Source organism: Desulfovibrio oxyclinae DSM 11498 (genome assembly GCF_000375485.1).
Classification (GTDB): domain Bacteria; phylum Desulfobacterota; class Desulfovibrionia; order Desulfovibrionales; family Desulfovibrionaceae; genus Pseudodesulfovibrio; species Pseudodesulfovibrio oxyclinae.
The window spans coordinates 56189-80468 of the sequence record NZ_AQXE01000014.1 but is presented as its reverse complement, the minus strand read 5'-3'; the positions used below and the strand labels follow the sequence as shown (position 1 = coordinate 80468).

Sequence of the window (24280 nt, the reverse complement as noted above, 5' to 3'; positions counted from 1 at the left end):
TCAGCCTCCCGCCAAGCCGCCTATACGCCTCAGCTTTCGGAAAGCCTCGTGCGGCTTGGCAACACAAATGTTTTTGGGAGATTCTTAAGAACCCTTTTGCAAAAGGGTTCTTAAGCCCCCGGAGGGCCCTCGGAGAGCCGCCGGAGGCATACCGACTCAGTCGGTCTCCGCTATCCGGTCGGCGGCTTCCTTGAGATTGTCCACGACATATCGGGCAAGGTCTGAGCAGCGGGCTTCTTCCTTTGCTCCCTTGCCTGTTCGTACCAGGACCGGGGTTGCGCCGGTGTCGGCTCCGAGGCGGATGTCGGCGTATTTGTCGCCTATCATCCACGCTTTTTCCGGGTCGAAGCCGAGCTCTTCCGCGGCCTGATACATGAGTCCGGGGGCGGGCTTGCGACAGTCGCAGTTGTCTTCCGGAGCGTGGGGGCAGTGCAGGGTGGCGTCTATGACCACGCCTTCCTTTCGCAGGAGCTCTTCGAGTCTGCGGTTGCAGGCTCGGACCTCGTCTTCGGTGTAATAGCCTCTGCCGACGCCGCTCTGATTGGTGAGGATGGCGAGCCGGTATCCGATTCGGCGCAGTTTGCGCAGACCTTCGGCAGCACCTGGCAGCAGTTCCACTTCTTCCGGGTCCTTGAGATAATGCCTGTCGTGAATAACGGTGCCGTCGCGATCGAGAAGGATGTACCTGTTCATGCGCCCTCCTTGGGAGTGGATCCGGTGGGGTCGTTGTGGGTTGTATCGGCTAGGCCATCATCTTCCGGGCGAGTTCCACGGCCTTGGCGAAGCTGTGTACGCAGGCGGTTCCGGTTCCGCAGAGGTCGTAACCGGTTCCGTGATCGGGCGAGGTGCGCGGATACGGCAGGCCGAGCGTTACATTGACCGCTTTGCCGAAGTGCAGGAGCTTCAGCGGAGCAAGGCCCTGATCGTGATACATGGCGAGCACGGCGTGATGGCGTCCGGCTGCGGCGAAATGGAAAAGCGTGTCCGCCGGGATAGGGCCTTCGCAGTCGATTCCGGCGCGCCTTGCTTCGACGACAGCGGGTTCGACGGTGTCCTGATCTTCGTGGCCGATGCGGCCTGACTCCCCTGCGTGCGGATTGAGACCGCAGACGCCGATGGTTCCGCTCTTGCCGAGGCGTTTCAGAAAATCGGCGGTGAGATTCAGACAATGCCGGATGCGCTCGCGGGTCACGAGTCGCGGTACTTCGGAGAGGGGTGGATGCGTCGTCACGAGGCTGACCCGCAGCGCATTGGAGCCGTCTTCGTTTTCTCCGCACAGATGCATGCACACGCCCTCGCGCCCCACGCCGAGCCGTTCTGCAAGAAATTCTGTATGGCCGGGAAATTCGAACCCGGCCTGTTGCAGCATGGCCTTGTTCAGCGGGCAGGTCGTCAAGCCATGTACGGTCCCATTGCGAAGCAACTCCACGGCCTTCTCAAGACTCACACCAGCTGCAAGCCCGCCCTCCACGGTCTGGCAACCTGCCGGGAAGCCCAGCCGCGACAGCTCCGGCGGTTCAAAAATATATACTCCACCAGGAAGTCCATCCAGCTCATCGGGATCGTTGATTTTGGTGAAAAACGAAGGACTCCCAGCCCGCTCAAGCTCCCGTTCTAGAGCTGCGACCGGACCGATGAGCAGGTATTTCCCTTCACGGGGGTCGGCGAAATACCGCACCACCAGCTCGGGGCCGAGGCCGCAGGGGTCTCCAAGGGTAATGCAGAGCGTCTTTTCATCCATGGTTGGGCCATCCTTTCGAAAAACATTAGCGGCCCGGATTGGCCTTGTCCAGCACTGCACGCAGATCAGCAAGGATTTCAGGATGGTCGAAGGCAAGAGCCGGCAGTTTGTCCAGCGGGAAGACACGCGCATTGGCTGCATCGTCTCCGGCCTGAAGATCGGTCAGATCCGCCACAGCGGTATAGACCACGCTCATGGTATGCATTCGCGGATCGCGGGAGGGATCGGAATAGACACCGAGGATTCCTGTCAGCGTTGCTTTGAGGCCGGTCTCTTCTTCCAGTTCGCGTACGGCAGCCGCCTCGCAGGGCTCGCCGTAATCGATGAAACCGCCGGGCAGCGCCCAGCCATGTGGCGGATTGGCCCGCTCCACCAGCACCACGCCCGGCACGCCTCTGTCTTGTGAGGGCACGAGCACAGCAACATCCACAGTGGGGACGGGATTACGGTAGATGGGAACGTCAGCGCCACATTCGGGACAAGGTTTGGTCTTCAAGTCTCTCTCCTTTTGCTGCCGATTCATGAGAATACACTTGATTGTTGCCGACCGGCTTCCGCCTGTCCAGCCCATGCAACGAAAAAAGCTCCCCGGGACCGTCCCGGAGAGCCGTTTTCGTAAACCATTAGCAAAAGAAAGAAGGTAAAAAGATTAGAGCAACCGCCGTGCCAAATCAGACACAAACCCTTTCAAAAAAAATTTATCACATCAAAATCAGGATGTTAACAAACCGTCTGCCATCAACCCCGGGGTAACCCACGGGGGCTACCAGTAAAAATTATTGAACAGGGTTCCGTAGAAACGGCCATATCCGCCACATCGGGGTTCAAAAAACTCTACTCCTCTACAGGCGTGAACGGCAGCCGAACATGAAAACATGCCCCGGCCCCCTTTTCAGACGCCACATCGATGCTTCCGCCGTGTGCCTTGATGACACTCTGAACGATAAACAGCCCGAGTCCCGTGCTGGATTCGCCGCCGGTCGGGGCGGCCTTGCCCTTGTGATAATCTTGGAAAAGCCTTCCCTGCTCTTCCGGATCTATCCCGGGCCCCTGATCGCAAACGGAAAGCAGAATATCCTCTTCCGAACGGGCCAGCCTCACGGAAATCGTCGTGCCCGGCATGGAAAACTTGATGGCATTGGACAGCAGGTTGTCCAGCACCTGCCCGATGCGGGCGGCGTCCACAGAGACAAGGGGAAGTTCTTCGAGATCCTGATCAATCCCAATGCTTTTGCGCTTGGCCATGAGCTTGTTGGCCGTAACCCTGTCACGCACTACGGATCGCAGGTCCGTGACCGCGGGCCGCAACTCCAGCTTGCCAGACTGAATGGCGGAAACGCCCAGCAGGTCGTCCACCAGCAACAACATATTGTCGGCGGACTGGGCGATGATATCCAGCACCTGCTGCTGTTCGCCGTCTATATCCGTCAGCTCGCCCTTGAGAAGGTTGGCAAAGCCTCTGATACCGTTGATGGGGTTGCGCAGGTCATGCGCCACGAAACCAAGGAAACGAAGCCGGGACTCGTTCACATCCTTGAGTTTTTCAACCCGCTCAAGGCGCTCAAGGTTCTGCTCGACACGGCAGATGATCTCTTCAGTGAGGAACGGCTTGCGAAGGAAATCGTCGGCCCCGGCCTTGAGAAACCAGACGGAAAGCGGGCCGGTATCGTTGGAGGAAATACCTATGAGCGCGACTTGCTCGTTGCTGCGGGTCTCCCGGACCTTTCGCACGAGACTGAGCCCGTCCATGCCGGACATGGCAAAATCCGTGACCACCACCCGCACGCCGGGTTCACGTTCCAGCACTTCCAGCGCTTCCTTGCCGTCCGCGGCTGTCAGCACCTGGAACATCCGCCTGCGAAGTACGGTCGAAACGTGTTCGCGCATGGAACGGGAATCCTCGCAGACCAACACCTTGCAGTCGCGATTGGCCCACAGCCGTCCAAGCGAGCGAACAAGGTTGCAGACTGCTCTGGAGTCCTTGAAAATGTAGTCGGCAACGCCTTTATCCAGAACCGTCCGGCGCAGTTGTTCATCCATGCCGGAAGTAAAGACGACGGCAGGGATTCCCGTATTGAGTGCCAGATCGACGATTTCACCGTCAGGCGCATCAGGGAGATTCAGGTCGAGAACTGCGCAATAAAAGCGTTCGGGGTTGTCCTGCACAAGCCGCTCGGCCCCAGCGAAATCGGCGGCCGCCTCCACCGTGAATCCGAGCTCTTCAGGAATCCTGCGCTGCAACTCCTGAAGGATGGACTTGCTGTCTTCCACTACCAGTATTATCGGCGGATTCTCGCTGCAGGTCACGGCGCACTCCCGCATGTACGGTAACTATTCCCTTTCCAGGGCAAACCCCTCTTGAAGGAGCGCCCTTCCGGACACGGCACCGACTCTCACGAGCCGCAACGAGCCGTCATCCAGAACTTCCACCACAGTGGAAGGCGCGCCACCGGACGGGTAAGGTCGTCCGGAGTAGAATGCATCCGCTCCAGCCAGAAGCTCCTTGTCCAACTCTTCCGGCAGAGCCGCAGGGGGCTGACCGCTGCGATTGGCGCTTGTGGCCACCAGCGGCGCTCCCACCATCTCGCTCAACCGAGCCGCTACAGGATGAGCGGTCCAGCGAACCGACGTCAGCCCGCGTTCGTCGCTGACTCCGGAAGCGAGGTGTGCCCCGGCCGGAACCAGGATGGACAGCGGACCGGGCCAGAAAGTGTTCATGAGCCTAGCCGCCACATCGGTCGCGGGGCCGCAGACCTTTTCAAGACCGTCCATGCTTCCCACCAGAAGCGGCAGCGGCTTTCCTTCCGGCCGCGCCTTGAGGCGGGATACGTTCCGGACGGCTTCCTCGCTGTCCCCGCGACAACCGATGGCATAAAGGGTTTCCGTGGGGTACACGGCAACCCCGCCGTTTCGCAGCGCGTCGGCCACAGCCTGAAGTTGATCGGGCGTGCTGTTCATGAGGATGCGCCTTCCTGCATCGAAAGTAATGGGATTATCCCGCGGGATGCTATTATAGATAACTCAGCGGGTGTACCACTCGCTGCGCAATCGCTCCAGTTCCTCGGGGGAATAGGAAGGACTGTCGTACATGCCCTTGGCGTTACGCTGCGTGAACGCTTCATAAAGGATAAGGGCGGCAGCCACGGAGACGTTGAAGCTCTGCACCATCCCCTGCATGGGGATGTACACCTCGTCCGGCACCAGTTCTGCAAGTTCCGGGGCGGTGCCGCGGTGCTCGTTGCTCAGAATCACTGCCGTGGGGCCGGTGTAGTCGAAATCCATCACCGTGCGCGCGGTAGGAGAAAAACCGGTGCGCAGGATCTGGTAACCCTGCTCGCGCATGTCGCCGATCATGGCTGCGTGGTCCTCGTGACGCACACGCTCCACCCATTTCTTGGCGGAGGCCGAACTCTTCTTGCCCAGCTCTGGCCATTTGGCGGTGGTGTAGTAAAGATGCACCCGGTTCACGCCGAACGCGTCGCAGCTGCGCAACACGGCCGAAACGTTGTGCGGATCCCAGATGTTGTCCATGACGAGGGTCAGGTCCTTCTGGCGTCTGGCGAGCACCTCGTCCACGCGCTTTTTTCTCGTATCAGTGATTTCGCGAACCATGGACGGCTCAATAGCCCGTCCCGGCGCGTCAGGCAAGAGAATAGATTTATAAAGAATAAGTCATTGACATTATTTTAACCATCGGGACATCATACCCGAAGACCAAGATAGTATCGCCCAACCACCGGAGGAAGCATGCGGGCATTGATAGTCGAAGACGAGTTTCTTAGCCGCAAGGTTTTGAAATCGTTCCTTATGTCACTTTTTGAAGTGGACATAGTAGTCAATGGCCGCGAAGCCATAGAAGCCGTCCGACTCGCCATGGAGGAAAAGCGCCCATACAACTTGGTGCTCATGGACATCATGATGCCGGAGATCGACGGAATCGAAGCGCTTGCAGCCATTCGCGACATGGAAAGCAAACAGGAAGGCCCCCGTTCCAAGGTCATCATGACCTCGGCGCTGGATGATCCCAAGACCGTTCTCAAATCCTTCCATGAAGGGCAGGCTTCGGGATATCTGGTCAAGCCCGTGGACAAGGAAAAGCTCTTCAAGGAACTCGAACGAGTGGGCCTGCTCAAGGAATAACCGCGGAGATCGGCATGAGTGAAGACGATGCAATGGTCGACGAGTTCTTCTCGGAGGTCAACGACAAGTACTACCCTCAGGTTGTCGAGGGGCTTGAACAGCTCGATTTCGGCCTGACACAGGATGGGATCGAGGTCCTTTCGCGCCCCCTGCACACCATCAAGGGCGTCACCGGCTTCATGGCCGGGTTCGAGTACGCATCATCGTTCACCCACAAGGTCGAAGACTTCATGAAGAAGGTCCAATCCGGTGAAGTCCCTGCGGACCCTTCGAACATCGCGGTTCTCTCCGAGGCCGTGAACATGATTTTTCAGGTGCTGGAGCAACTGCGCGACACGGGCCAGCCGGACGAGGGCGAGACCCAACGAATTCAGGGGCTCATCCGCGAGGCCACGGAAGGCGGCGGAGGCGACGCAGGACCGGAAGCCGCCGGGGTCGAGGTGGAGGAAAAGGACGGCGTCACCGTCATTCACATCAAAGACCGGCGCGTACACTTTGAACCGCACCGCAAACCCATCACCAGCGCCATCATTCAGGCCGGGGCAGGCACGCCAGTCCTCATGGACATGAGCGAGGTGCTGACCTTCAATTCTTCCTCGTGGGAGGCCATCGCCGAACTGGTGGGCATCTTCGACATCTCCGTCTGCTGCCTGTCAGCCTCCTGCAAGGACGTCTTCTACTCATGGGCCTTCGACAGGACCATCGCGGCCTTCGAGGACGAGCAGGCTTTTTTCAAAGGGCGCGAACAGCGCCAATGAGGTAACGAATGCGCGACGGCATCCGCGAATGCATTGAGGAATTCGAGAAACGCATCCTCGACGCCGAACAGGGCAAGGCTCAGGTGGTCGAGGCCATGGACATGATGGGCCTGAGCCACATGAAGCTGTCCTCCGCGCAGGTCATCGCCCTGCTCGACATGCTCTCGGACGGCATCACGCCGGTCTCGCAGGAAATCGTCACGGCCATGCTCGGCGTTACCGAAGCGCAGAAGAAATTTCTCATGTCCCTTGCGGGCATTCTCGACCTCGGAGCCGTGGAAACCAAGAGCGAAGAGGAAATCGCCGAGGCTCAGGCAGAAGCCAGTCAGGCGGAAGCCGAGGCCGAAGCCGCTGCCGTCGCTGCCATGAGCGGTGAGGAAGTCGCCCCCGACAACGAAGCTGCGCCTGATGAGCAGCCTGCCACCCGTAAGCCTCAGCCGCCCTCGCAGTCCAAGGAGGAAAAACAGGCGCAGCCGCAGGCCATCTCTTCCATCCGAGTCGCCACCGACCGCCTTGACCGCGTCATAGAACACGTGGGCAAGCTCATGGTCACCTACGCTGTCATAGCCCAGAGCAGTGGCAAGAACGCCCAGAAGACTTCGGCCAGTCTTCGCGAGCTGGACACGGTCATCAACAAGCTCCAGAACGAGGTTGACGCCATCCGCCTCGTGCCCCTCAAGCAGATTTTCATGCCCATGCACCGGTTGGTGAAGAGCCTCTCCCAGAAGATCGGGAAAAAGCTCGAATTTGTCATCAAAGGCGAAGAACTTGCGCTGGACAAAACCATCGTGGAAAGCCTCAACGAGCCGCTGGTGCACCTGCTGCGCAACGCGGTGGACCACGGTCTTGAAAACCCCGAAGAGCGCGCGGCTACCGGCAAACCCGAGACGGGTTCGGTGACGCTCTCCGCGTGGCGAAAAGGCGAGGAAGCCTTCATCGAGGTTCGTGACGACGGCAAGGGGCTCGACCCCGAACGCATTCACGCCAAGGCGATTGAAAAGGGCATCGCCGATCCGGACAGGGATTATTCCGACAAGGAAATCCTCCAGTTCGTGCTGGAGTCCGGCTTCAGCACCGCGGCGCAGGTCACGGACGTTTCCGGCCGCGGCGTGGGCATGGATGCCGTGGTCAACGCCATCCGCGTGGGCCTCGACGGCGACATCCGCATCGACAGCGTGCTGGGCAAGGGGGCGACCTTCACCATCGTCATCCCGCTGGACCGCTCGGCCAACGAAGGCATCGTGGACGCCATTATCACCCGGCTCGGCGACGATATTTTCATCATCCCCAGTCGCGACGTGATGGAGATTTACGTCCCCACCAAGCAGGAAGTGGTCGAACTGCCCGACGGTCGCGAGACCGTGGACGTGCGCGGCGAAGTGCACTCCCTGCTGCGCCTCGGCGATTTTCTGGACATCAAGCCCAAGGTGGATGACATCGAGAAGGCCCAGTGCGTGGTGGTGCGCGTGGGAGAATACAAGGCCGCCATCCTCGTGGACGAAGTGCTCAAGCAGCAGCAGGTGGTCATCACGCGCTTTACGGTTCCCGTGGAGGAAGTCTTCCACCTGCCCATCCTCGGCTTCGGCATGATGGGAGAATCCGACGCGCTCGTGGTGGATACCGAGGAGCTGCTCAACAGCGCCGGGGAAGTCGGCCATCAGCCTTGACATCAGCCGCACAATCTCCTTAATTCGAAATCGCTTCAGGTGTCCGTAAGGACTTGATAGGGAATCCCGTGAAAATCGGGAGCGGACCCGCCGCCGTGACCCCCGCGAATCCCGTCCCCGAGTGAGCCACTGGAATATGTTCCGGGAAGGCCGGGATGGGAGGGGCAGCCGGAAGACCTGCCGAAGCCTGTTTCCGGTTCAGCCGGGCGACAACGGGGCTTTTGTCCGTCCGGGCCATCTCTCGGGAAGCAAGCCCTTCCGGCCATACCCGCGCCGGGGGTCTTTTCTTTCCCTAAACAAGCCCCTCCATACCCTGGAGGCATTCATGCGCATCGCATCCCTTGTTCTGGCACTCTGTCTGCTATTCCCCACAGCGGCCCTCGCCGGGCATTCTCATGCCGAAGGCCCTGCAAAAAAGGCCATCGTGCTCGCCGCGTTCGGGACCAGCTACCCCAAGGCGCTTCAATCCATCCTGACTATCCGCGACAAGGTCGTGCAGGCCTTTCCCGAAACCCCGGTGCGCCTCGCGTTCACCTCGGACATCATCCGCAAGAAGTGGCAGAAGCGCGCCAACGATCCACAGTGGAGCAAGGACCACCCCGAAGTCCCGCGTGACGTGCTCCACGTCAAGCACCCGCTGGCCACCATTGCCGACCTGCAAAATGACGGATACCGGGATATCACCGTTCAGTCTCTGCACGTCTTTGCGGGCGAGGAATTCCACGACCTGATCACGCTGGTGTCCTCCCTGCGCTCCATCAGCTCCCTGAAGCCCCGGCATCGGCCGTTCCAGCGCTTGAGCCTCGGGCGACCGGCTCTGGGGATGCCCGGTGAGCGGCATCCTTACACCGAGGATATCGACGAGGCGGTCAAGGCACTGGCCTCGGACGTGAAAGAGGCCAGAGAAGCCAACGCGGCCCTGCTCTACATGGGCCACGGCAACGACTATTTCTCCACCGGAATCTATGCGGAATTCGCCGCCGCCATGCAGGCGGAGTATAATTACCCAGTCTTCGTGGGCTGCGTGGAAGGGTATCCCTCATTCGACCACGTGCTGCCCAAGCTGCGCGAATCCGGCAAGGCCAACGTGCTCATGAAGCCCTTCATGGTAGTCGCCGGTGACCACGCCTCCAATGACATGGCGGGCGACGAGGACGACTCCTGGAAAATCCTGCTCAAAAAGGCGGGGTACAGAGTCCAGACCCAACTTCGCGGACTCGGCTCCGTGGACGGCTGGGCCGATCTGTACGTGAAGAATCTCAAGCAGGCCATGGAATAACGGGCAAACGTGAATCAAAATGCATCGGCAACGGTCCGGGCGGTGTTGCTCCCGGCGGCACTGGGCGCGGCCCTCGCACTGATCGCGGCGGCATCCCTCGTCATGGGATTCGTCAGCATCCCCGCAGGCGACGCTCTCGGGATAGCGTTGGGCCTGCCCGGAACCGAAGCCGGGCCGCAGTTCCGGGCCATCGTCATGGACATCCGGCTGCCGCGCATCCTGACCTCCGCCGGGGCCGGATTCGGCCTCGGCGTGGCCGGCGCGGTCTTTCAGGGCGTGCTGCTCAATCCGCTGGCCGACCCCTTCACCCTCGGGGTGTCCTCCGGGGCGGCCTTTGGAGCGGCGCTGTGCCTCGTGCTCGGGCTGGCCTTTCTCGGTCCGGCCACGCTGCCGGTCTTTGCCTTCGCCGGAGCCAGCCTCACCCTGCTGGCCGTGCTGTTCATCGCACGCGGCGACAGCTCCCGATCCCCGGCGACACTCGTGCTGGCAGGGATCATCACCGCGTCCATACTGTCGGCGGGGCTGAGTTTCCTGAAGTATCTCGCGGACGAGCGCGTCTCCGCCATCATATTCTGGCTCATGGGCAGCTTTGCCGGAGCCGGATGGGACCGGGCCGCCATGGTCTGGGGAGCGGGCATCGCCGGACTGCTCTGGTGCCTGTGGTTCGCACGCGATCTCAACGTCATGTCCCTCGGCGGCCGCTCGGCGTCGTCGCTGGGCGTGAATCCGGGACGTGTCCGACTCGCCCTGCTGTGCGGGGCGTCCCTCGTAAGCGCCATCTGTGTGGCCTCGGCCGGCATCATCGGCTTTGTGGGGCTCGTGGTGCCGCACCTGATCCGGCTCGTCTCCGGCCCGGACAACCGCGTGCTGCTGCCCGCCTCCGGCCTTGCCGGTGCCGTGCTGCTGCTGGCCGCCGACACCCTGACACGCGCCGTGCTGCCGCACGAGGTGCCCATCGGCGTCCTTACCGCGCTGATCGGCGGCCCCGTGTTCTGCTGGCTCTTTCGCCAGCGTCATGCCGGAGGGGTCCATGACTGACACCATCGTTACGGCAGACACCCTGTGCTTCGCCCATGGAGAACGAAGGGTTATCGACAACCTCTCCATACAGATTGCACAAGGGAGTCTTCACGTCATCGTCGGCCCCAACGGGTCGGGCAAGTCCACCCTGCTGGATCTGATGGCGGGATACCGAACGCCCGATTCCGGATCCATCCTGCTTGACGCGGAGCCTGTTTCGCATCTTTCGCCTGCCGAACGCGCAAGACGTCTGGCCTACATGCCCCAGAAAGAACACGCCGGGTTCGCCTACACCGTGCGCGAAACCGTCATGATGGGCCGCCATCCTCACATTCCGCGTTTCTCACCGCCATCGCCCCAGGACCGTGCCAAGGTTGATGAGGCACTCAGGGCCGTGGACATGACCGCTCTGGCCGAGCGCCCCGCCACTGACCTTTCGGGCGGTGAACGCCAACGCACCGCTCTTGCGCGCACACTGGCGCAGGACGCGCCGCTCATGCTCCTTGACGAACCCACGGCGAGCATGGACCCGCATCACGCGCTTGAGACCATGCACCTGCTGCGCGACATCTGCCGAAACGACGGCAGCGTCATCGCGGTGCTGCACGATCTGAATCTCGCTGCCGCGTTTGCCGACGGCGTCACCGTCCTGCACCGGGGCCGCGTTGCGACGTCCGGTTCCGTGGAGGCCGCGCTTGTCCCGGAGATCATTTCTCAAGTATTCGGCGTGGAAGCATTCGTGGACGACGACCCGTTCACCGGACGCCCCCGCATCGCCTTGAGGAGACCGTCGGAATGATCCGCATTTTTCTGGCGACAATGCTTCTGCTCCTGACGCCGCAAGCCGCCGGAGCCGCAAGCGTCACGGACAGCCTCGGCAGGACCATCACGTTTGACCAACCGTTTGAACGAATCGTGTCACTGTATGCCGCGCACACACGGAACCTGCTGCTCATGGACGCCGGGGATCGGCTGATCGGGGTTTCCCGCTCGGCGAACGAATCCACTGCCGAAGGTCGCGCCATGCTCGGTTCCCGCGACGGCGCGGAGCGGTTTCTTGCCCACCGGCCCGATCTGGTTCTCATCCGCCCCATGCACGAGCGCGCGCATTCGGGCATCTGGCAGCAGCTCCGGGCGCACGGCGTGACGGTACTCGCCATACAGCCCGGCACCCCGCAGGAAATGTACGACTACTGGCTCGACCTTGGCCTGCTTTCGGGCAAAGCCGAGGCGGCGCAAACAATGACGGATACGTTCCGCAGTGAACTGAAAACCATGCTGGAGCAGGCCGAAGCCCGTCCGCAGTCCGAACGGCCCGTGGTCTTTTTCGAGTCCATCCACCGATATTACCGCACCTTCAGCCCCGGCTCCATGCCGCTTCTTGTTTTGCGCGCAGCGGGCGGGGTCAACGCCTTCCCCGACGCACCGGCCCGGCGCGGAAGCAATATCGCGGACTGCGGCAGGGAGCGCCTGCTGGCCTCGGGACATCGCATCGACGCCTACGTGGCGCAGGTCGGACGCATGAACCCGGTGACGGAACGGACCATCACCGAGGAGCCCGGCTTTACGGCGATTGAGGCCGTTCGCGAAGGTCGCGTCCTGCTCGTGGATGAAGCGCTTGTGTCGCGCCCTACCCCGGATTTACTCGAAGGAGCGCGGACCCTGCGGGAGATGCTGTTCCACCATTGACCAACAGGCGGGAAAAGGACACTGTCCGTCCACCCGCATCATTTGAGGATATATCATGCAACGAGGAACCCTTTTCGGCGTCGGGGTCGGCCCCGGCGACCCGGAACTGCTGACCTTCAAGGCCGTACGCGTCCTGAGCGACGCGGACGTGATCTTTGCCGCGTCGTCCACCAAGAACGACTACTCCACCGCGCTGGGCATCGCCCGTCCGCACATGAAGCCGGACGCGCAGATCGTGCAGCTCGGCTTTCCCATGACCCGTGAGGGCGGGGAGCTTCGCCGCGCGTGGGAAAAGAACGCACAGAAAGTGGACGAGGTGCTCGCCTCCGGTCGCAACGCCGCCTTTCTGACGCTCGGCGATCCGCTGACCTACAGCACCTTCGGCTACCTGCTGCGCACCCTGCTGGACATGGCGCCCGACACGCGCATCGAGACCGTGCCGGGCATTACCTCCTATCAGGCTGCCGCCGCCAAGGTGGGCGCTCCGCTCTGCGAATCCGGCGAGAACCTCGTGGTCATCCCCGGCGTGTGTTCCCCCGAAGAACTGGAGCAGGCGCTGGACTCGGCGGACAATGCCGTGATAATGAAGACTTACCGCAATTTTTCCGCCATACGGGATACGCTGGAACAGCTCCGGTTGGCGGAGGACACGGTACTGGTATCCCGCTTGGGCATGGAAGGCGAATCCGTGCTCATGGACATCAAGGACGCACCCGTCAAACCGCACTACTTCTCGCTGGCCATCGTCAAGAAGAACCGGGGCACCATCCCGGGCCGCGACTGCGAATCAGGAAACACCGAATGAGCACAGCCATCGTCCTCGCCGCCTACGGCTCCCGACATCTCAAGGCGGCCGCCGCCATGAACAGCATGATCCGCCGCGCCGGAGCGCGCTGGCCGGACGTGCGTCTCGAACCCGTGGTGGCCTCCCATCACATCCGCCGGATGATGGAAGACGAGGGCGATGACGTGGAATCGCTGGAAGACGTGCTGACACGCCTAAGCGACGATGACGTGGAGCGTGTGGCTATCCAGTCCCTGCACGTGATTCCCGGCGGGGGCTTCGACAAGATGCGCCACACCGCCCGAAAGTTCATGAAAAAAGGCGCGTTCTCGCGCGTGGAGCTGGGCGAGCCGCTTCTTGGCGCGGAAACCGAGGATGAGATGCAACGCGTTGCCGAAGCGGTAAAAAGTGAATTTCCGGACGACGGCGACCCGGCAAGCGCCCTGCTGCTCATGGCCCACGGCTCCCGGCATCACGGGCACAGCTACTACCAGCATCTGGACCAGTATCTTCGCGACCACGTGCCGCACGCGCACCTCGGAGCCATGAAACTGGAACCAAGCCTCGACACCGTCATCAAGCGCTTTCGGGAAACCGGCATTAAACGCGTGACGCTCCAGCCGCTGATGTTCGCCTCCGGCTACCACGTGGCCGAGGATATGAGCGGCAACCACGACGATTCGTGGCAAACCCGGCTGGAAAGCGAAGGATTCGAAGTAGAAAGCGTCAAACGCGGCCTCGGTGAATACGACGCTTTCGCCCGCATCTGGATGGATCACCTCTCCGACGCCATGGGTTTTCTCGACCGCCGCTAGCCGCGCGCGTTTACAGAAACTCCCCGGCGGGGTACATCTTCGGGGACCGGGAGTTTTCGCATGAGCATATCCATCCGTACCCACGAAGGACACGTGGTCCGCACCGAGGCCAACTCGGACGCGACCCTTGAACAGGCCATCTTTCTGACCGGCGTCTGGGCGGGCGTGCCGCTCTGCTCGGGCCTTGGCCGCTGCGGACTCTGCCGGGTGCGCTTTCGCTCCAAACCGCCCAAGCCTGCCGCAGAGGATCGCCGCAGATTCAGTCGCGAAGAACTCGCCACTGGCTGGAGGCTCGCCTGTCTACATCCGGCCAATCCCTGCGACGTGGATATTCCCGAACCTGTCCGGGCCGCCCGGACCGGCCTGCGCGCCGTCCCCAAACTGGAATCCTTCGATCTGGCCGTGGATCTGGGCACCACCACCATGCACTGGGCCGCCGCGTCCGGCGACGAGGTGATCGCGGAAGGCGGCGAACTCAATCCGCAAAACGGCCTCGGCGCGGAAATCATGTCGCGACTGGCCCACGCCGCCGCCCCCGAAGGCGCACAGACTCTGTGCGATCTCGTTTCCCGGCGCATCCGAAAGCTTGTCCTCACGCTGGAGGAAGTCTCCGATGGACGTTGTGGCAAGCTCGTGATCTCCGGCAACGCCGCCATGGTCTACCTGCTGCTCGGCATGGATCCTCGCCCACTTTCCTCGGCGCCTTACGGTCTGGAATACCGTGGAGGCGACGAACGGACCATCGCCGATGGCATTCCGGTTGCCTATATTCCGCCACTGCTCGCTCCCTTCGTGGGAGCGGACATCAGCGCGGGCCTCCTTGCCGTGGAAATAAACGGCCAGCCGCCGGAGTATCCCTACCTGCTGGCGGACCTCGGCACCAACGGCGAATTCGTGCTCGCTCTCTCTCCGAAAGAACGGCTCATCGCCAGTGTCCCCATGGGTCCCGCACTGGAAGGCGTCGGACTGGCTTTCGGCCGCACCGCAGGACCGGGCAGCGTCACCGGATTCGACCTGACGCCCAAGGGACTTCACCCGCGCCGATTGCCCGGCCGGACCGAACATCCGGGCATGACCGGCACGGCCTATCTTTCCCTGTGCGCCAATCTGCTTTCCCTCGGCCTGCTTGACGAATCCGGCCGTTTCGGTCATGGAACCACACCGTTGGCCGCACGATTTGCGGCGCACGTGGTGAAGCACCGTGGCGAACCCGCCTTCGACTGCGGGGACGGCCTTTTCCTGCCCGCCTCGGACGTGGAGGAAATCCTCAAAGTGAAGGCGGCGTTTGATCTGGCGGTTTCCGCATTGCTTCGCGAAGCCGGGATCGGTCCGTCGGCGCTGAAGACCTTCCACCTTGCCGGGGCCCTTGGCGAACACGTGGGCATAGGCGACCTTGAGCGGCTCGGCTTCCTGCCCTCGGGCGCTGCCGGACGGGTCAAACGCTCCGGGAACACCTCGCTGCGCGGCTCGCTGCTGCTCCTGCGCTCGGAAGAAGCCAGACGGCGCGCGCTGGAACTGCCGGTAAACACACGACTCCTCGATCTGACCGAGGCTAACGATTTCACTGACGAATACGTCAAAAGGATGCGATTCACCCATGTGGGCTGAAACACTTTTCCCGCCGCTGCCCGATGAGACCGCCCAGATTCTCGACAACGTGGGCCCCGCCCTGCGCGAGGCGTTCCCCCTCAAGGGCAAACATTTCAAATTCCTGCCCAACAATATTCGGGACATGTCCGCCGCGCTGACCACCGACCGGGCCGAGGCGCGCAAGATGTACATGAGCGAAGGCAAGCATCTGGGCGCGTATATCTACTATTTCCTGCCGTGGAACCTGTACCGGCTCTCCCGGCTGTTCACCGGCCTCGCCCCGGACCTGCCCGAGGGCGCAACCATCACCGACCTTGGCTCTGGCCCGCTCACCGCGCCGCTGGCCCTCTGGATTTCCCGTCCGGAACTGCGCTCACGCAAGCTGCGCTTCATATGCATAGACAAGGCCCCGGCCGCCATGCACACCGGCATGGACGTCTACAAATCGCTGAACCGGGCCATGGAAGCGGGCAGCCCGTGGGAAATCAAGATGGTCAAAGGCGACATCCTCAAGCCGATCCGCGAGAAGTCGGATCTGGTCATCGCCGCCAACACGCTCAACGAACTGAACTGGGCCGGAAAAAATGCCGACAGCCTTGGCCAGAAAGTGGCCAAAACCCTGACGGGCGGCCTGAAGCCGGACGGAAAACTGCTCGTGGTGGAAACCGGCGTGCGGCTCACCGGACGCATCATCAGCCTGATGCGCGAACAACTCATCGACGCTGGACTCGCGCCGCTGGCCCCGTGCCCGCACGTGAAGGAGTGTCCCATGCCCGGCACGAGCCACGGCCGCTGGTGCCACTTCAACTTCGACGTGAACGGCGCGCCGCAGTGGCTGGAGGACATCACCCGCAAGGCTCGGCTGACCAAGAAGAGCGTCAGCCTGAACCTGCTGTACATGACCCGCGACTTTCAGCCGCCGGAGCAAATGGTGCGGGCGGTCTCCGAACCCTTTGACGTGGAGGGCGGCAAGGCCCAGTACGGATGCGCGGCGCGCGGCCTGACCCTGCTGCGCTACCCCGGCGGCACCCCGACGCTTTTCCCCGGACAGTCCATCACCGCCCGCTGGCCCGAGCAAGACTCCTTCGACCCCAAATCCGGCGCTGCGGAACTACCCGTGAACTTTAAAAAGAAAACGCCGAAGAAATGATCATCAAGGATCTTGGCCTCATTTCCTACAAGGACGCTGAAGCGCTGCAACTGGAAACGCTGCAGTCCGTCATCGACGGCGAGCGCGAGAACACTCTGTACCTGCTGGAGCACCCCAAGGTAATCACCTACGGCAGACAGGGCGGCGGGGAAAATCTGCACGTGCCGGAGAGCTATCTGGCCGAACAGGGCATCGAAGCCGCCCAGACCGCGCGGGGCGGCAACATCACCTGCCACTTCCCCGGCCAGCTCGTGGCCTATCCAATATGGCGCGTGGAGAAGCGGCCCGGCGGTATGCGGGCCTTCTTTCACGACATGGAGCAGGCCGTCATCGATACCTGCGCGGCTTTCGGCATCCGCTGCGCCAGACGCGAGGGGCACCCCGGCGTCTGGGTGGACGAGACCCGCAAAATATGCTCCATGGGCATCGGCGTGCGCAAATGGGTCACCTATCACGGGCTGGCCCTCAACGTCGGCTCGGACGTGAGCCTTTTCAATCTCATCACCCTTTGCGGCATACAGGGCGCGTCCCCCACGTCCATGAGCGCCGAGGCCGGAAGGGAAATAAGCGTCGAGGAAGTCAAGAATGTCTTCGCCGAAGAATTCAGAAAAACCTTTGCGGATTCCGCCGTGGCTCAGGACCAAGCTGCCGCAGGGCAATAACTACTCCTGCACCTCCAGCCTGATCCGCGATCTGGGCCTCAACACCGTCTGCCAGAGCGCCAAGTGCCCCAACACATGGGAATGCTTCGGCAAAAAGGTAGCCACATTCCTCATCATGGGCGGCATCTGCACGCGCAACTGCCGCTTCTGCAACATCACCTCCGGCGACCTCGAACCATTAGACCCGACCGAGCCGGGCCGCGTGGCTGAAGCAGCCGAACGGCTGGAACTACGGCACGTGGTCATCACCTCGGTCACGCGCGACGACCTGCCCGACGGCGGCGCGTCACATTTCGCAGCCACCATCCGCGCGGTGCGCGAAAAGCTCCCCGATGCCAGCGTGGAAGTGCTCATTCCGGATTTTCAGGGTGAGAAACAGGCTTTGCGCACGGTGTTGGACGAACGGCCGGATATCATGAACCACAACGTGGAGACCGTGCCCCGCCTGTATGAGAGCATCCGCCCGCAGGCGGACTACGCCCAGAGCCTCGAAGTGCTGAGGCGATCCAAGGAGATTGCCCCGGACATTCCCACCAAGAGCGGGCTCATGCTCGGACTTGGCGAAGAGGACACGGAAGTCATGCGCGTGCTCGACGATCTGGCGGCCGTGGACTGCGACATCGTGACCATCGGCCAGTACATGCGCCCCACCAAGGATCACCCGCCGGTCAGACGTTACGTGCCCCCGGCACACTTCGACGAATTCGCGGCCGCGGGTGAAGCCAAAGGCATCCCGCACATGTTCTCGGCTCCGCTTGTACGTTCGAGTTACAACGCGAGCCGGTTCGTGGGGAAGAAGTAAGGCTTCATCACGCCGCGCCGGAGACTGCTTCCGGCTGGCCGCCGAGGTTCAGGTTCTTGATGTCGCGCAGCGGGGGAGCGCCGAACTGGCGCTTGTACTCCCGGCTGAACTGCGACGGGCTTTCGTACCCCACCTGCAGGGCGGCGGTGGTGGCGTCCTGATTTTCCGTGAGCATGAGGCGCCTTGCCTCGTTGAGCCTGAGCCATTTCTGGAACTGGAGCGGACTCATGGCAGTCATGGCGCGGAAATGATGATGGAACGTGGACACACTCATGCCGCTCTCCCTTGCCAGACCTTCCACCCGAACAGGCTTGGCGTAGTTGTCCTTCAGCCAGCCGATGGCCCGGGCGATCTCCTGCCCGTGACTGCCCGCCGTGGCGATCTGCCGCAATCGCGGTCCGAGTTCGCCCATGAGCAGACGGTAGAGAATCTCCTTGTGAATCAAAGGCGCGAGAATGGGGATGTCCCTCGGTTCGTCCTGCAACTCCACCAGTCGCTGAAAACTGTCGAGAAGCGGCCCGGAGACTTCGCAAACCGCCATGCCCCTGCCGGAGCGGCTGGCCCGCGCGTCAGGCAGGTCGTTGTCCACCAGCAACTGGGCCAGCATGGCTAGGTCCAGCCTGAGCACCAGCCCCAGCAGCGGCACATCCGGACTCGCTTCAATGACGTTGCTCACCACCGGCATTCCCACGGAGCTGACCAGCAGGTGATTCTCGTCATACACGTACTCCTCGTCACCAAGGCGCACACGTTTGGCCCCCTGCGCCACAAGGCAGATGCTCGGGTCGTACATGGCGCTCTTGGGTTGGGTCGGTTCGTCGTATCGAAAAAAGATCATGCCCGGAACCTCCGACGGCATGTGCCCACTCTGCCGGGCCCAGCGAGAAATATGTTCCGCCAACCTGCTGCGTGTCGCAGCCACCTGACCATCGCGAGTATCGCTCATCACCATTCTCCTTTGAAGGGTTCGATAGCAGACTCATCATCCGCCGGGCAAGCAACAAGGCCCACATCCCGGAATATCGGGCAAGAATGAAAGAGGATCAGTCTATACAGCTACCGCTCTTTGGCCGTATGAATACGTAAAGCTCACATGTGCGCCACGATCAATCCTTCCCAGCCCTTCAAAGCAACCGGTTGCAAGCACCACACTCTCGGCGTGAGCCTTTTTCCGGTTATGTATTTTCCGGCGCGAATCATTTAGGATGCCGTTTTGCGCCGCCATCCGGGACCGCCCCCTTCGGAGGATCAGGCAAAAATTCGCCACGGTGAGGCATGCAGGTTTTGACCAATACGGCTACAGAATACCCACACCGACCGGACGCGCTCCGGCCGACTCAATATCCACACTGCAAGGAGGCAAGAGTGCTATACAGAACAATGCCCCAAAACGGCGACAGTCTTTCCGCGCTGGGCTTCGGCTGCATGCGTATGCCCATGGTCGACGGCAAGATCGACGAGGAGCGGGCCATTTCCCAGATCCGCACGGCCATTGACGAGGGCGTGAACTATCTCGACACCGCCTGGCCGTATCACGACGGCGAGAGCGAGCCGCTGCTTGGCAAAGCCCTGAAGGACGGATATCGCGACAAGGTCAAGATTGCCACCAAGCTGCCGACGTGGATGATCAAGACCCGCGAAGACATGGACTCCTTCCTGAACGCGCAGCTGGAAAAGCTCGGCACCGACCACATCGACTACTACCTCATCCATGCGCTTTCGGGTCCGTCATGGGAATCCATCAAGAAGCTCGGCGTCATCGATTTCCTGAACAAGGCCAGAAAGGACGGTCGCATCGTCAATGCAGGCTTCTCCTTCCACGGTCTTGCCGAGGATTTTCAGCCTATCGTCGATGACTATCCGTGGGTTTTCTGCCAGATTCAGTATAACCTGCTCGACACGGAGTTTCAGGCCGGAAAAAAGGGCCTTGAATACGCGGCGTCCAAGGATATGGGCGTCATCGTCATGGAACCGCTGCGCGGCGGCAACCTCGGACTGCCCACGCCGCCGCAGGCCGTGGCCGACATCTGGGATCTCGCCGACACCAAGCGTCCGCCCGTGGAATGGGCTCTGCGCTGGGTCTGGAACCATCCGGAAGTCACCGTCGTGCTGTCCGGCATGAACGAGGAAGCGCACGTGCGCCAGAACATGGAAATCGCGAGCGACGCCGAAGCCAACTCCATGACCACCGGCGAGCTGGACCTGTGCCGCCGCGTGGCCGACACCTACCGTAAGCTGATGCGGGTCGGCTGTACCGGCTGCGGCTACTGTATGCCCTGCCCCGCCGAGGTGCAGATTCCCACCTGCTTCGACCTCCTGAACAAGTCGCAGATGTTCGACTTCACTGAGGCCAAGCGGATGTACGGCATCTTTGCCGAAGGAACGGTGCTGCAGCGCAACCCCGGCTATGCCTCCCAGTGCGTGGAGTGCGGCGAATGCATAGAGAAATGTCCGCAGAACATCGACATTCCCGAGGTTCTGAAGCAGGTCGTCAGCGAGTTTGAATAGGAACCGTCGAATTCCGTTTTCGCGGCAAGCGGGCGCGCATACCGCCCGCTCGCCGCGGAGACTGATACGGCATGGAAAAGATTGATGAACATACTCTACTATGACTGCTTCGCCGGGCTGAGCGGCGACATGAACCTTGCCGCCATGATCGACCTGGGCGTTGAACCGGCACACCTTTCGGCGGAGCTGGACAAGCTCGGCCTGAGTCGGGAATTCCAGCTGGTCATCTCCGAGGAAATGCGAAACGGCATCCGAGGAACCCGCGCGGACGTAAACCTGTCGGCCGGGCACGATCATCATCACGGGCACGGCCATCACCGCACGTTTGCCGATATCCGTAAAATCATCATGTCCAGCGGCCTGCAGGATGCGGTCAAGAAAACCAGCCTGCGCATCTTCCGCCGGGTGGCCGAAGCCGAGGCCAAGGTCCACGGCAAGGCAGTGGACGAGGTGCATTTTCACGAGGTCGGTGCAACCGATTCCATCGTGGACATCGTGGGCGCGGCCATCTGCTACCACCAGCTCGACGTGGACGCGGTATGGGCGGCGCCCGTGGAACTGGGCGGCGGTTTTGTGCGGTGCGCCCACGGTGAAATGCCTGTTCCGGCCCCAGCCACGGTGGAAATTCTGCAGAACGTGCCGACCTCCCGCGGCAACACCGACCATGAGGCTACCACCCCGACGGGCGCGGCCATCATCGCAGCCCTGACGGACGAATTCATCACCACGCCGACCATGACCGTCACCCGAACGGGCTACGGCGTCGGCCACCGCGAGACCACGCGCCCCAACCTGCTGCGTGTCCATCTGGCGAAAGTTGAAGAGCAGGACCACAGTGACGGCAGCCGGGCCCGGCTGCTGCAATGCAACATCGACGACATGACCGGAGAAGCGCTCGGCCACGCCATGGAACTGCTCATGGATGAAGGCGCCATGGACATCCACTTTTCCTCCGTGATGATGAAGAAAAACCGCCCGGCCACCATGGTCTCCCTGCTTTGCGCCGAAAACGAGGAGCCGCGCTTCAAGGAGCTGCTGTTCCGGCACACCACCACGCTCGGCGTCAAGAGCTTCGCACTGGACAAGACCGCCCTTCAACGGCGATTCGACACACTGGAAACCCCTCTGGGACCGGTGAGCATGAAACGGACCTTGCTGGACGGCAAGGTCATCCGGTCCAAACCGGAATACGAGGACTGCCGCGAACTGGCCCGGAAGCATGATCTCCCACTGGCCGAAATCTACGCCGTCATCGGCAGGCTTGAATAGGAAGGCGCATGACACTCACGGCAGGACAGAAGGAGCAGTACGCCCGGCTTGTCGGGGAACTTCGTTCCATGAAACGCGCCATCTTGGCGTTCTCGGGCGGAGTGGACAGCGCCCTGCTGCTTCACGCCACGCACGAGGCCCTCGGCGAAAATGCCTTGGCGGTGACGTTTGACACGCCCTTCTTCCCCGAATCCGAAGTCGCGTTCTCGGCACAGATGTGCAGGGAGCTGGGCGTTCCGCACAGGGTTATCGAAATGGCCATGCCGGACAGCATCAGACAGAATCCGCCACAGCGATGCTATTTGTGCAAGAAAGTGCTGTTTGGCGAGCTTGTCCGGCTGGCCGAAGAGCAAAGCATCGAGCATATTCTTGACGGCAGCAACCGCGACGACCTTGGCGATCACCGGCCCGGACGCAGGGCCATCAAGGAACTCGGGATACGCAGCCCCCTGCTTGAGGCGGGAATGACCAAGCAGGACATTCGCGATCACTCCCGCGCGCTGGGCCTTGCCACGTGGGACAAACCGGCCGCCGCCTGTCTCATGACGCGCCTCCCCCACGACACTCTCGTGGAGGAAAGCGAGCTTGAACGCATCGACCGGGGCGAGGCCTTTCTGAAGTCCATCGGCTTCGCGGCGGTTCGACTTCGCAGCCACGGTCCCTTGGCCCGTCTGGAGCTGCCGCCGGAGGATATCACGGCCTGTCTCGACTCCGGGCTTCGCGAGCGGATAGACCTCGCCCTCAAGGAGCTGGGCTATCGTCACGTTTCCGTGGATCTTGCTGGCTACCGCATGGGCAACATGAACGAAGTGACGCGTGACGCGCACGAAGAGGACGCCGCAAATGACGAATGATGCGCTGACCAGGCTGCTTGAGGACATCCGGGACGGCAAGGTAACCGTGGAGCACGGGGCCGACAGACTGCGCGACCTGCCGTACATGGATCTGGGGCACACCAAGTTCGATCTGCACCGCCCTTTACGAAACGGATTTCCTGAAGTGATCTACGGCGAAGGCAAGACCCCGGAACAGGTCGGCGAAATTTTCACCAGAATGGGAGATCACACCAACATTCTGGCCACCCGCGTCTCTGCGGAAATGGCCGAGCACGTGTTGCGGGTCTGTCCGGACGCCGAACACAACGCCGCGGGCCGCACCCTGACCCTGACCCGCACGCCGGTGGAATACCGGGACGGGGAAATCGCCATCGTCACCGCGGGCACGTCCGATCTGCCCGTGGCCGAAGAGGCGCTTGACACCTGCCGGATGCTCGGCAGCCACGCCTCCATTGTCTGTGACGTGGGAGTCGCGGGCATTCACCGCCTGCTGGAGCGCGTCGAACAGCTCCGAAAGGCGCGGGTGATCATCGTCATCGCGGGAATGGAGGGCGCGCTGGCCAGCGTGGTCGGCGGCCTTGTCTCGCAGCCCATCATCGCAGTGCCGACTTCGGTCGGCTACGGGGCGTCATTCTCGGGCCTGTCCGCGCTGCTCGGAATGCTCACCTCATGCGCCAGCGGCGTGAGCGTGGTCAACATAGACAACGGCTTCGGCGCTGCCTGCGCAGCCTGTAAAATCAACAATCTCGGCTCCTGAGCGAACCTTTTCCCGCCGAGCGCATTGCGAACGGCAAAGAGGCCGGGACGAACCTTGGTTCGTCCCGGCCTCTTTGCATTGCGTCTGAGAGTCGTCTGCTAGAATCCTTCCTCAAGCGGCGGCCAGACAAGAGCGGGCGCCGAGGGCTCCGAATCGGCCCGAGGCTGGGCAGCAAGCGGCTTGGGGCCGACTTTCACATGGACATGCCGCCCGTCCACGGTCAGCCGCTCTTCCGCCAGCCACTGCAGGGCCTGCGGCAGGATGCGGTGTTCGAGCTTGAGGATGCGCGGGCCGAGGGAATCGCCGTCTTCACCCGCCTGCACCGGAACGGCGGCCTGAATGATGATCGGTCCATTATCCATTTTCTCGTCCACGAAGTGAACCGTGCAGCCGGAGATCCTCACTCCGTATTCGGCAGCGTCGCCCTGCCCGTGGATGCCGGGAAAGCTCGGCAGGAGCGCGGGATGGATATTCACCACGCGGTCGGGAAAGGCATCCAGCAACTCCGGAGTGACGATGCGCATGAAGCCCGCCATGACAACGGCCCCCTCGGGGGCGGTGACGCCGTGTTCGCGCATGGCCGCGACCATGTCCCGGTCAAAGGCTTCGCGGCTGGCGTAGTCCTTATGGGACATGACCTTGGTGGGGATGCCGTTGTTGCGGGCGCGGGTGATGCCGTAAGCTCCCGCCTTGTTGGAAATGACCAGCCGGACTTCCGCGTCGAGCGAGCCCTCCTCGATGCGGTCTATGATGGACTGAAGGTTGGACCCTCCGCCCGAGACGAGAACTGCTAGGGGCAGCGCCATGTCGGAA

Annotated in this window: 25 protein-coding genes and 1 riboswitch; of the genes, 17 read left to right on the top strand and 8 right to left on the bottom strand. The window is 61.9% G+C overall.

Features of this window, described 5'->3' with window-relative positions; genetic code table 11:
- Positions 1 to 156: 156 nt before the first annotated feature.
- From gmhB to B149_RS0114290, 6 genes are all read right to left on the bottom strand, one after another.
- Positions 157 to 693, bottom strand: coding sequence for a D-glycero-beta-D-manno-heptose 1,7-bisphosphate 7-phosphatase (gene gmhB / locus B149_RS0114315; RefSeq protein WP_018125857.1), 537 nt, complete (start codon positions 691 to 693; stop codon positions 157 to 159).
- Positions 694 to 742: 49 nt separating this feature from the next.
- Positions 743 to 1741, bottom strand: coding sequence for a 4-hydroxythreonine-4-phosphate dehydrogenase PdxA (gene pdxA / locus B149_RS0114310; RefSeq protein WP_018125856.1), 999 nt, complete (start codon positions 1739 to 1741; stop codon positions 743 to 745).
- Between the two features lie 25 nt (positions 1742 to 1766).
- The gene (locus B149_RS0114305) at positions 1767 to 2264 is read right to left on the bottom strand and encodes an NUDIX domain-containing protein (RefSeq protein ID WP_051069590.1); all 498 of its coding nucleotides are present in this window, start codon (positions 2262 to 2264) and stop codon (positions 1767 to 1769) included.
- A gap of 311 nt (positions 2265 to 2575) precedes the next feature.
- Complete coding sequence (locus tag B149_RS0114300) at positions 2576 to 4048, bottom strand: hybrid sensor histidine kinase/response regulator (RefSeq protein ID WP_026167630.1); 1473 nt, start codon at positions 4046 to 4048, stop codon at positions 2576 to 2578.
- Between the two features lie 24 nt (positions 4049 to 4072).
- Entirely contained in the window at positions 4073 to 4699 is a 627-nt protein-coding gene (locus B149_RS0114295; protein ID WP_018125853.1) for an L-threonylcarbamoyladenylate synthase, read from the bottom strand.
- A gap of 63 nt (positions 4700 to 4762) precedes the next feature.
- Positions 4763 to 5353 (bottom strand): TrmH family RNA methyltransferase, encoded by a 591-nt coding sequence (locus B149_RS0114290; RefSeq protein ID WP_018125852.1) that lies wholly within the window; start codon positions 5351 to 5353, stop codon positions 4763 to 4765.
- A gap of 135 nt (positions 5354 to 5488) precedes the next feature.
- Between B149_RS0114290 and B149_RS0114285 the strand changes: the two genes are divergently transcribed.
- The 13 genes from B149_RS0114285 (at position 5489) to lipA (ending at position 18097) form a co-directional block, all read left to right on the top strand.
- On the top strand, positions 5489 to 5881 hold the full coding sequence (locus B149_RS0114285) for a response regulator (protein ID WP_018125851.1): 393 nt from the start codon (positions 5489 to 5491) through the stop codon (positions 5879 to 5881).
- 14 nt (positions 5882 to 5895) lie between these two features.
- Positions 5896 to 6639, top strand: coding sequence for an Hpt domain-containing protein (locus B149_RS0114280; protein WP_026167628.1), 744 nt, complete (start codon positions 5896 to 5898; stop codon positions 6637 to 6639).
- A gap of 8 nt (positions 6640 to 6647) precedes the next feature.
- Positions 6648 to 8306 (top strand): chemotaxis protein CheA, encoded by a 1659-nt coding sequence (locus B149_RS0114275; RefSeq protein ID WP_018125850.1) that lies wholly within the window; start codon positions 6648 to 6650, stop codon positions 8304 to 8306.
- A gap of 19 nt (positions 8307 to 8325) precedes the next feature.
- A riboswitch (cobalamin riboswitch) is annotated at positions 8326 to 8505 on the top strand.
- A gap of 126 nt (positions 8506 to 8631) precedes the next feature.
- Positions 8632 to 9585 carry a sirohydrochlorin cobaltochelatase gene (locus tag B149_RS0114270; protein ID WP_018125849.1) on the top strand — a complete coding sequence of 318 codons (954 nt, stop codon included), beginning with the start codon at positions 8632 to 8634 and terminating at the stop codon, positions 9583 to 9585.
- Between the two features lie 9 nt (positions 9586 to 9594).
- Entirely contained in the window at positions 9595 to 10623 is a 1029-nt protein-coding gene (locus tag B149_RS0114265; RefSeq protein ID WP_245533223.1) for a FecCD family ABC transporter permease, read from the top strand.
- The gene (locus tag B149_RS0114260) at positions 10616 to 11404 is read left to right on the top strand and encodes an ABC transporter ATP-binding protein (protein ID WP_018125847.1); all 789 of its coding nucleotides are present in this window, start codon (positions 10616 to 10618) and stop codon (positions 11402 to 11404) included. Before B149_RS0114265 ends, B149_RS0114260 begins: the two co-directional genes overlap by 8 nt.
- Positions 11401 to 12294, top strand: a complete 894-nt coding sequence (locus B149_RS0114255; RefSeq protein WP_018125846.1) for an ABC transporter substrate-binding protein — start codon at positions 11401 to 11403, stop codon at positions 12292 to 12294. Before B149_RS0114260 ends, B149_RS0114255 begins: the two co-directional genes overlap by 4 nt.
- 55 nt (positions 12295 to 12349) lie before the next feature.
- On the top strand, positions 12350 to 13099 hold the full coding sequence (gene cobI / locus B149_RS0114250; protein WP_018125845.1) for a precorrin-2 C(20)-methyltransferase: 750 nt from the start codon (positions 12350 to 12352) through the stop codon (positions 13097 to 13099).
- Entirely contained in the window at positions 13096 to 13893 is a 798-nt protein-coding gene (locus tag B149_RS0114245) for a sirohydrochlorin cobaltochelatase (protein WP_018125844.1), read from the top strand. The genes cobI and B149_RS0114245 overlap by 4 nt, the downstream gene beginning before the upstream one ends.
- Before the next feature lie 60 nt (positions 13894 to 13953).
- Entirely contained in the window at positions 13954 to 15501 is a 1548-nt protein-coding gene (locus B149_RS0114240) for an ASKHA domain-containing protein (protein ID WP_018125843.1), read from the top strand.
- Complete coding sequence (locus B149_RS17405; RefSeq protein WP_018125842.1) at positions 15491 to 16633, top strand: small ribosomal subunit Rsm22 family protein; 1143 nt, start codon at positions 15491 to 15493, stop codon at positions 16631 to 16633. The genes B149_RS0114240 and B149_RS17405 overlap by 11 nt, the downstream gene beginning before the upstream one ends.
- The gene (gene lipB, locus B149_RS0114230) at positions 16630 to 17295 is read left to right on the top strand and encodes a lipoyl(octanoyl) transferase LipB (protein ID WP_018125841.1); all 666 of its coding nucleotides are present in this window, start codon (positions 16630 to 16632) and stop codon (positions 17293 to 17295) included. Before B149_RS17405 ends, lipB begins: the two co-directional genes overlap by 4 nt.
- A complete protein-coding gene (gene lipA, locus B149_RS0114225; RefSeq protein ID WP_026167626.1) occupies positions 17219 to 18097 on the top strand; it encodes a lipoyl synthase in 879 nt (292 codons plus the stop codon). Before lipB ends, lipA begins: the two co-directional genes overlap by 77 nt.
- Positions 18098 to 18104: 7 nt before the next feature.
- Here the strand turns inward: lipA and B149_RS0114220 are convergent, their stop codons facing one another.
- Positions 18105 to 18935, bottom strand: coding sequence for an AraC family transcriptional regulator (locus B149_RS0114220; protein WP_018125839.1), 831 nt, complete (start codon positions 18933 to 18935; stop codon positions 18105 to 18107).
- 527 nt (positions 18936 to 19462) lie between these two features.
- Between B149_RS0114220 and B149_RS17400 the strand changes: the two genes are divergently transcribed.
- The 4 genes from B149_RS17400 to larB all read left to right on the top strand — a co-directional run bounded on the left by B149_RS17400 (position 19463) and on the right by larB (position 23467).
- Positions 19463 to 20605 (top strand): aldo/keto reductase, encoded by a 1143-nt coding sequence (locus tag B149_RS17400; protein ID WP_040372939.1) that lies wholly within the window; start codon positions 19463 to 19465, stop codon positions 20603 to 20605.
- 84 nt (positions 20606 to 20689) lie between these two features.
- The gene (gene larC / locus B149_RS0114210) at positions 20690 to 21874 is read left to right on the top strand and encodes a nickel pincer cofactor biosynthesis protein LarC (RefSeq protein WP_018125837.1); all 1185 of its coding nucleotides are present in this window, start codon (positions 20690 to 20692) and stop codon (positions 21872 to 21874) included.
- An 8-nt stretch (positions 21875 to 21882) separates the two neighbouring features.
- The gene (gene larE / locus B149_RS0114205) at positions 21883 to 22728 is read left to right on the top strand and encodes an ATP-dependent sacrificial sulfur transferase LarE (protein ID WP_018125836.1); all 846 of its coding nucleotides are present in this window, start codon (positions 21883 to 21885) and stop codon (positions 22726 to 22728) included.
- Positions 22718 to 23467 (top strand): nickel pincer cofactor biosynthesis protein LarB, encoded by a 750-nt coding sequence (gene larB / locus B149_RS0114200; RefSeq protein WP_018125835.1) that lies wholly within the window; start codon positions 22718 to 22720, stop codon positions 23465 to 23467. Before larE ends, larB begins: the two co-directional genes overlap by 11 nt.
- A 98-nt stretch (positions 23468 to 23565) precedes the next feature.
- On the opposite strand, the gene purN is transcribed toward larB, so the two are convergent.
- Positions 23566 to 24273, bottom strand: a complete 708-nt coding sequence (gene purN, locus B149_RS0114195; protein ID WP_018125834.1) for a phosphoribosylglycinamide formyltransferase — start codon at positions 24271 to 24273, stop codon at positions 23566 to 23568.
- Positions 24274 to 24280: the final 7 nt, after the last annotated feature.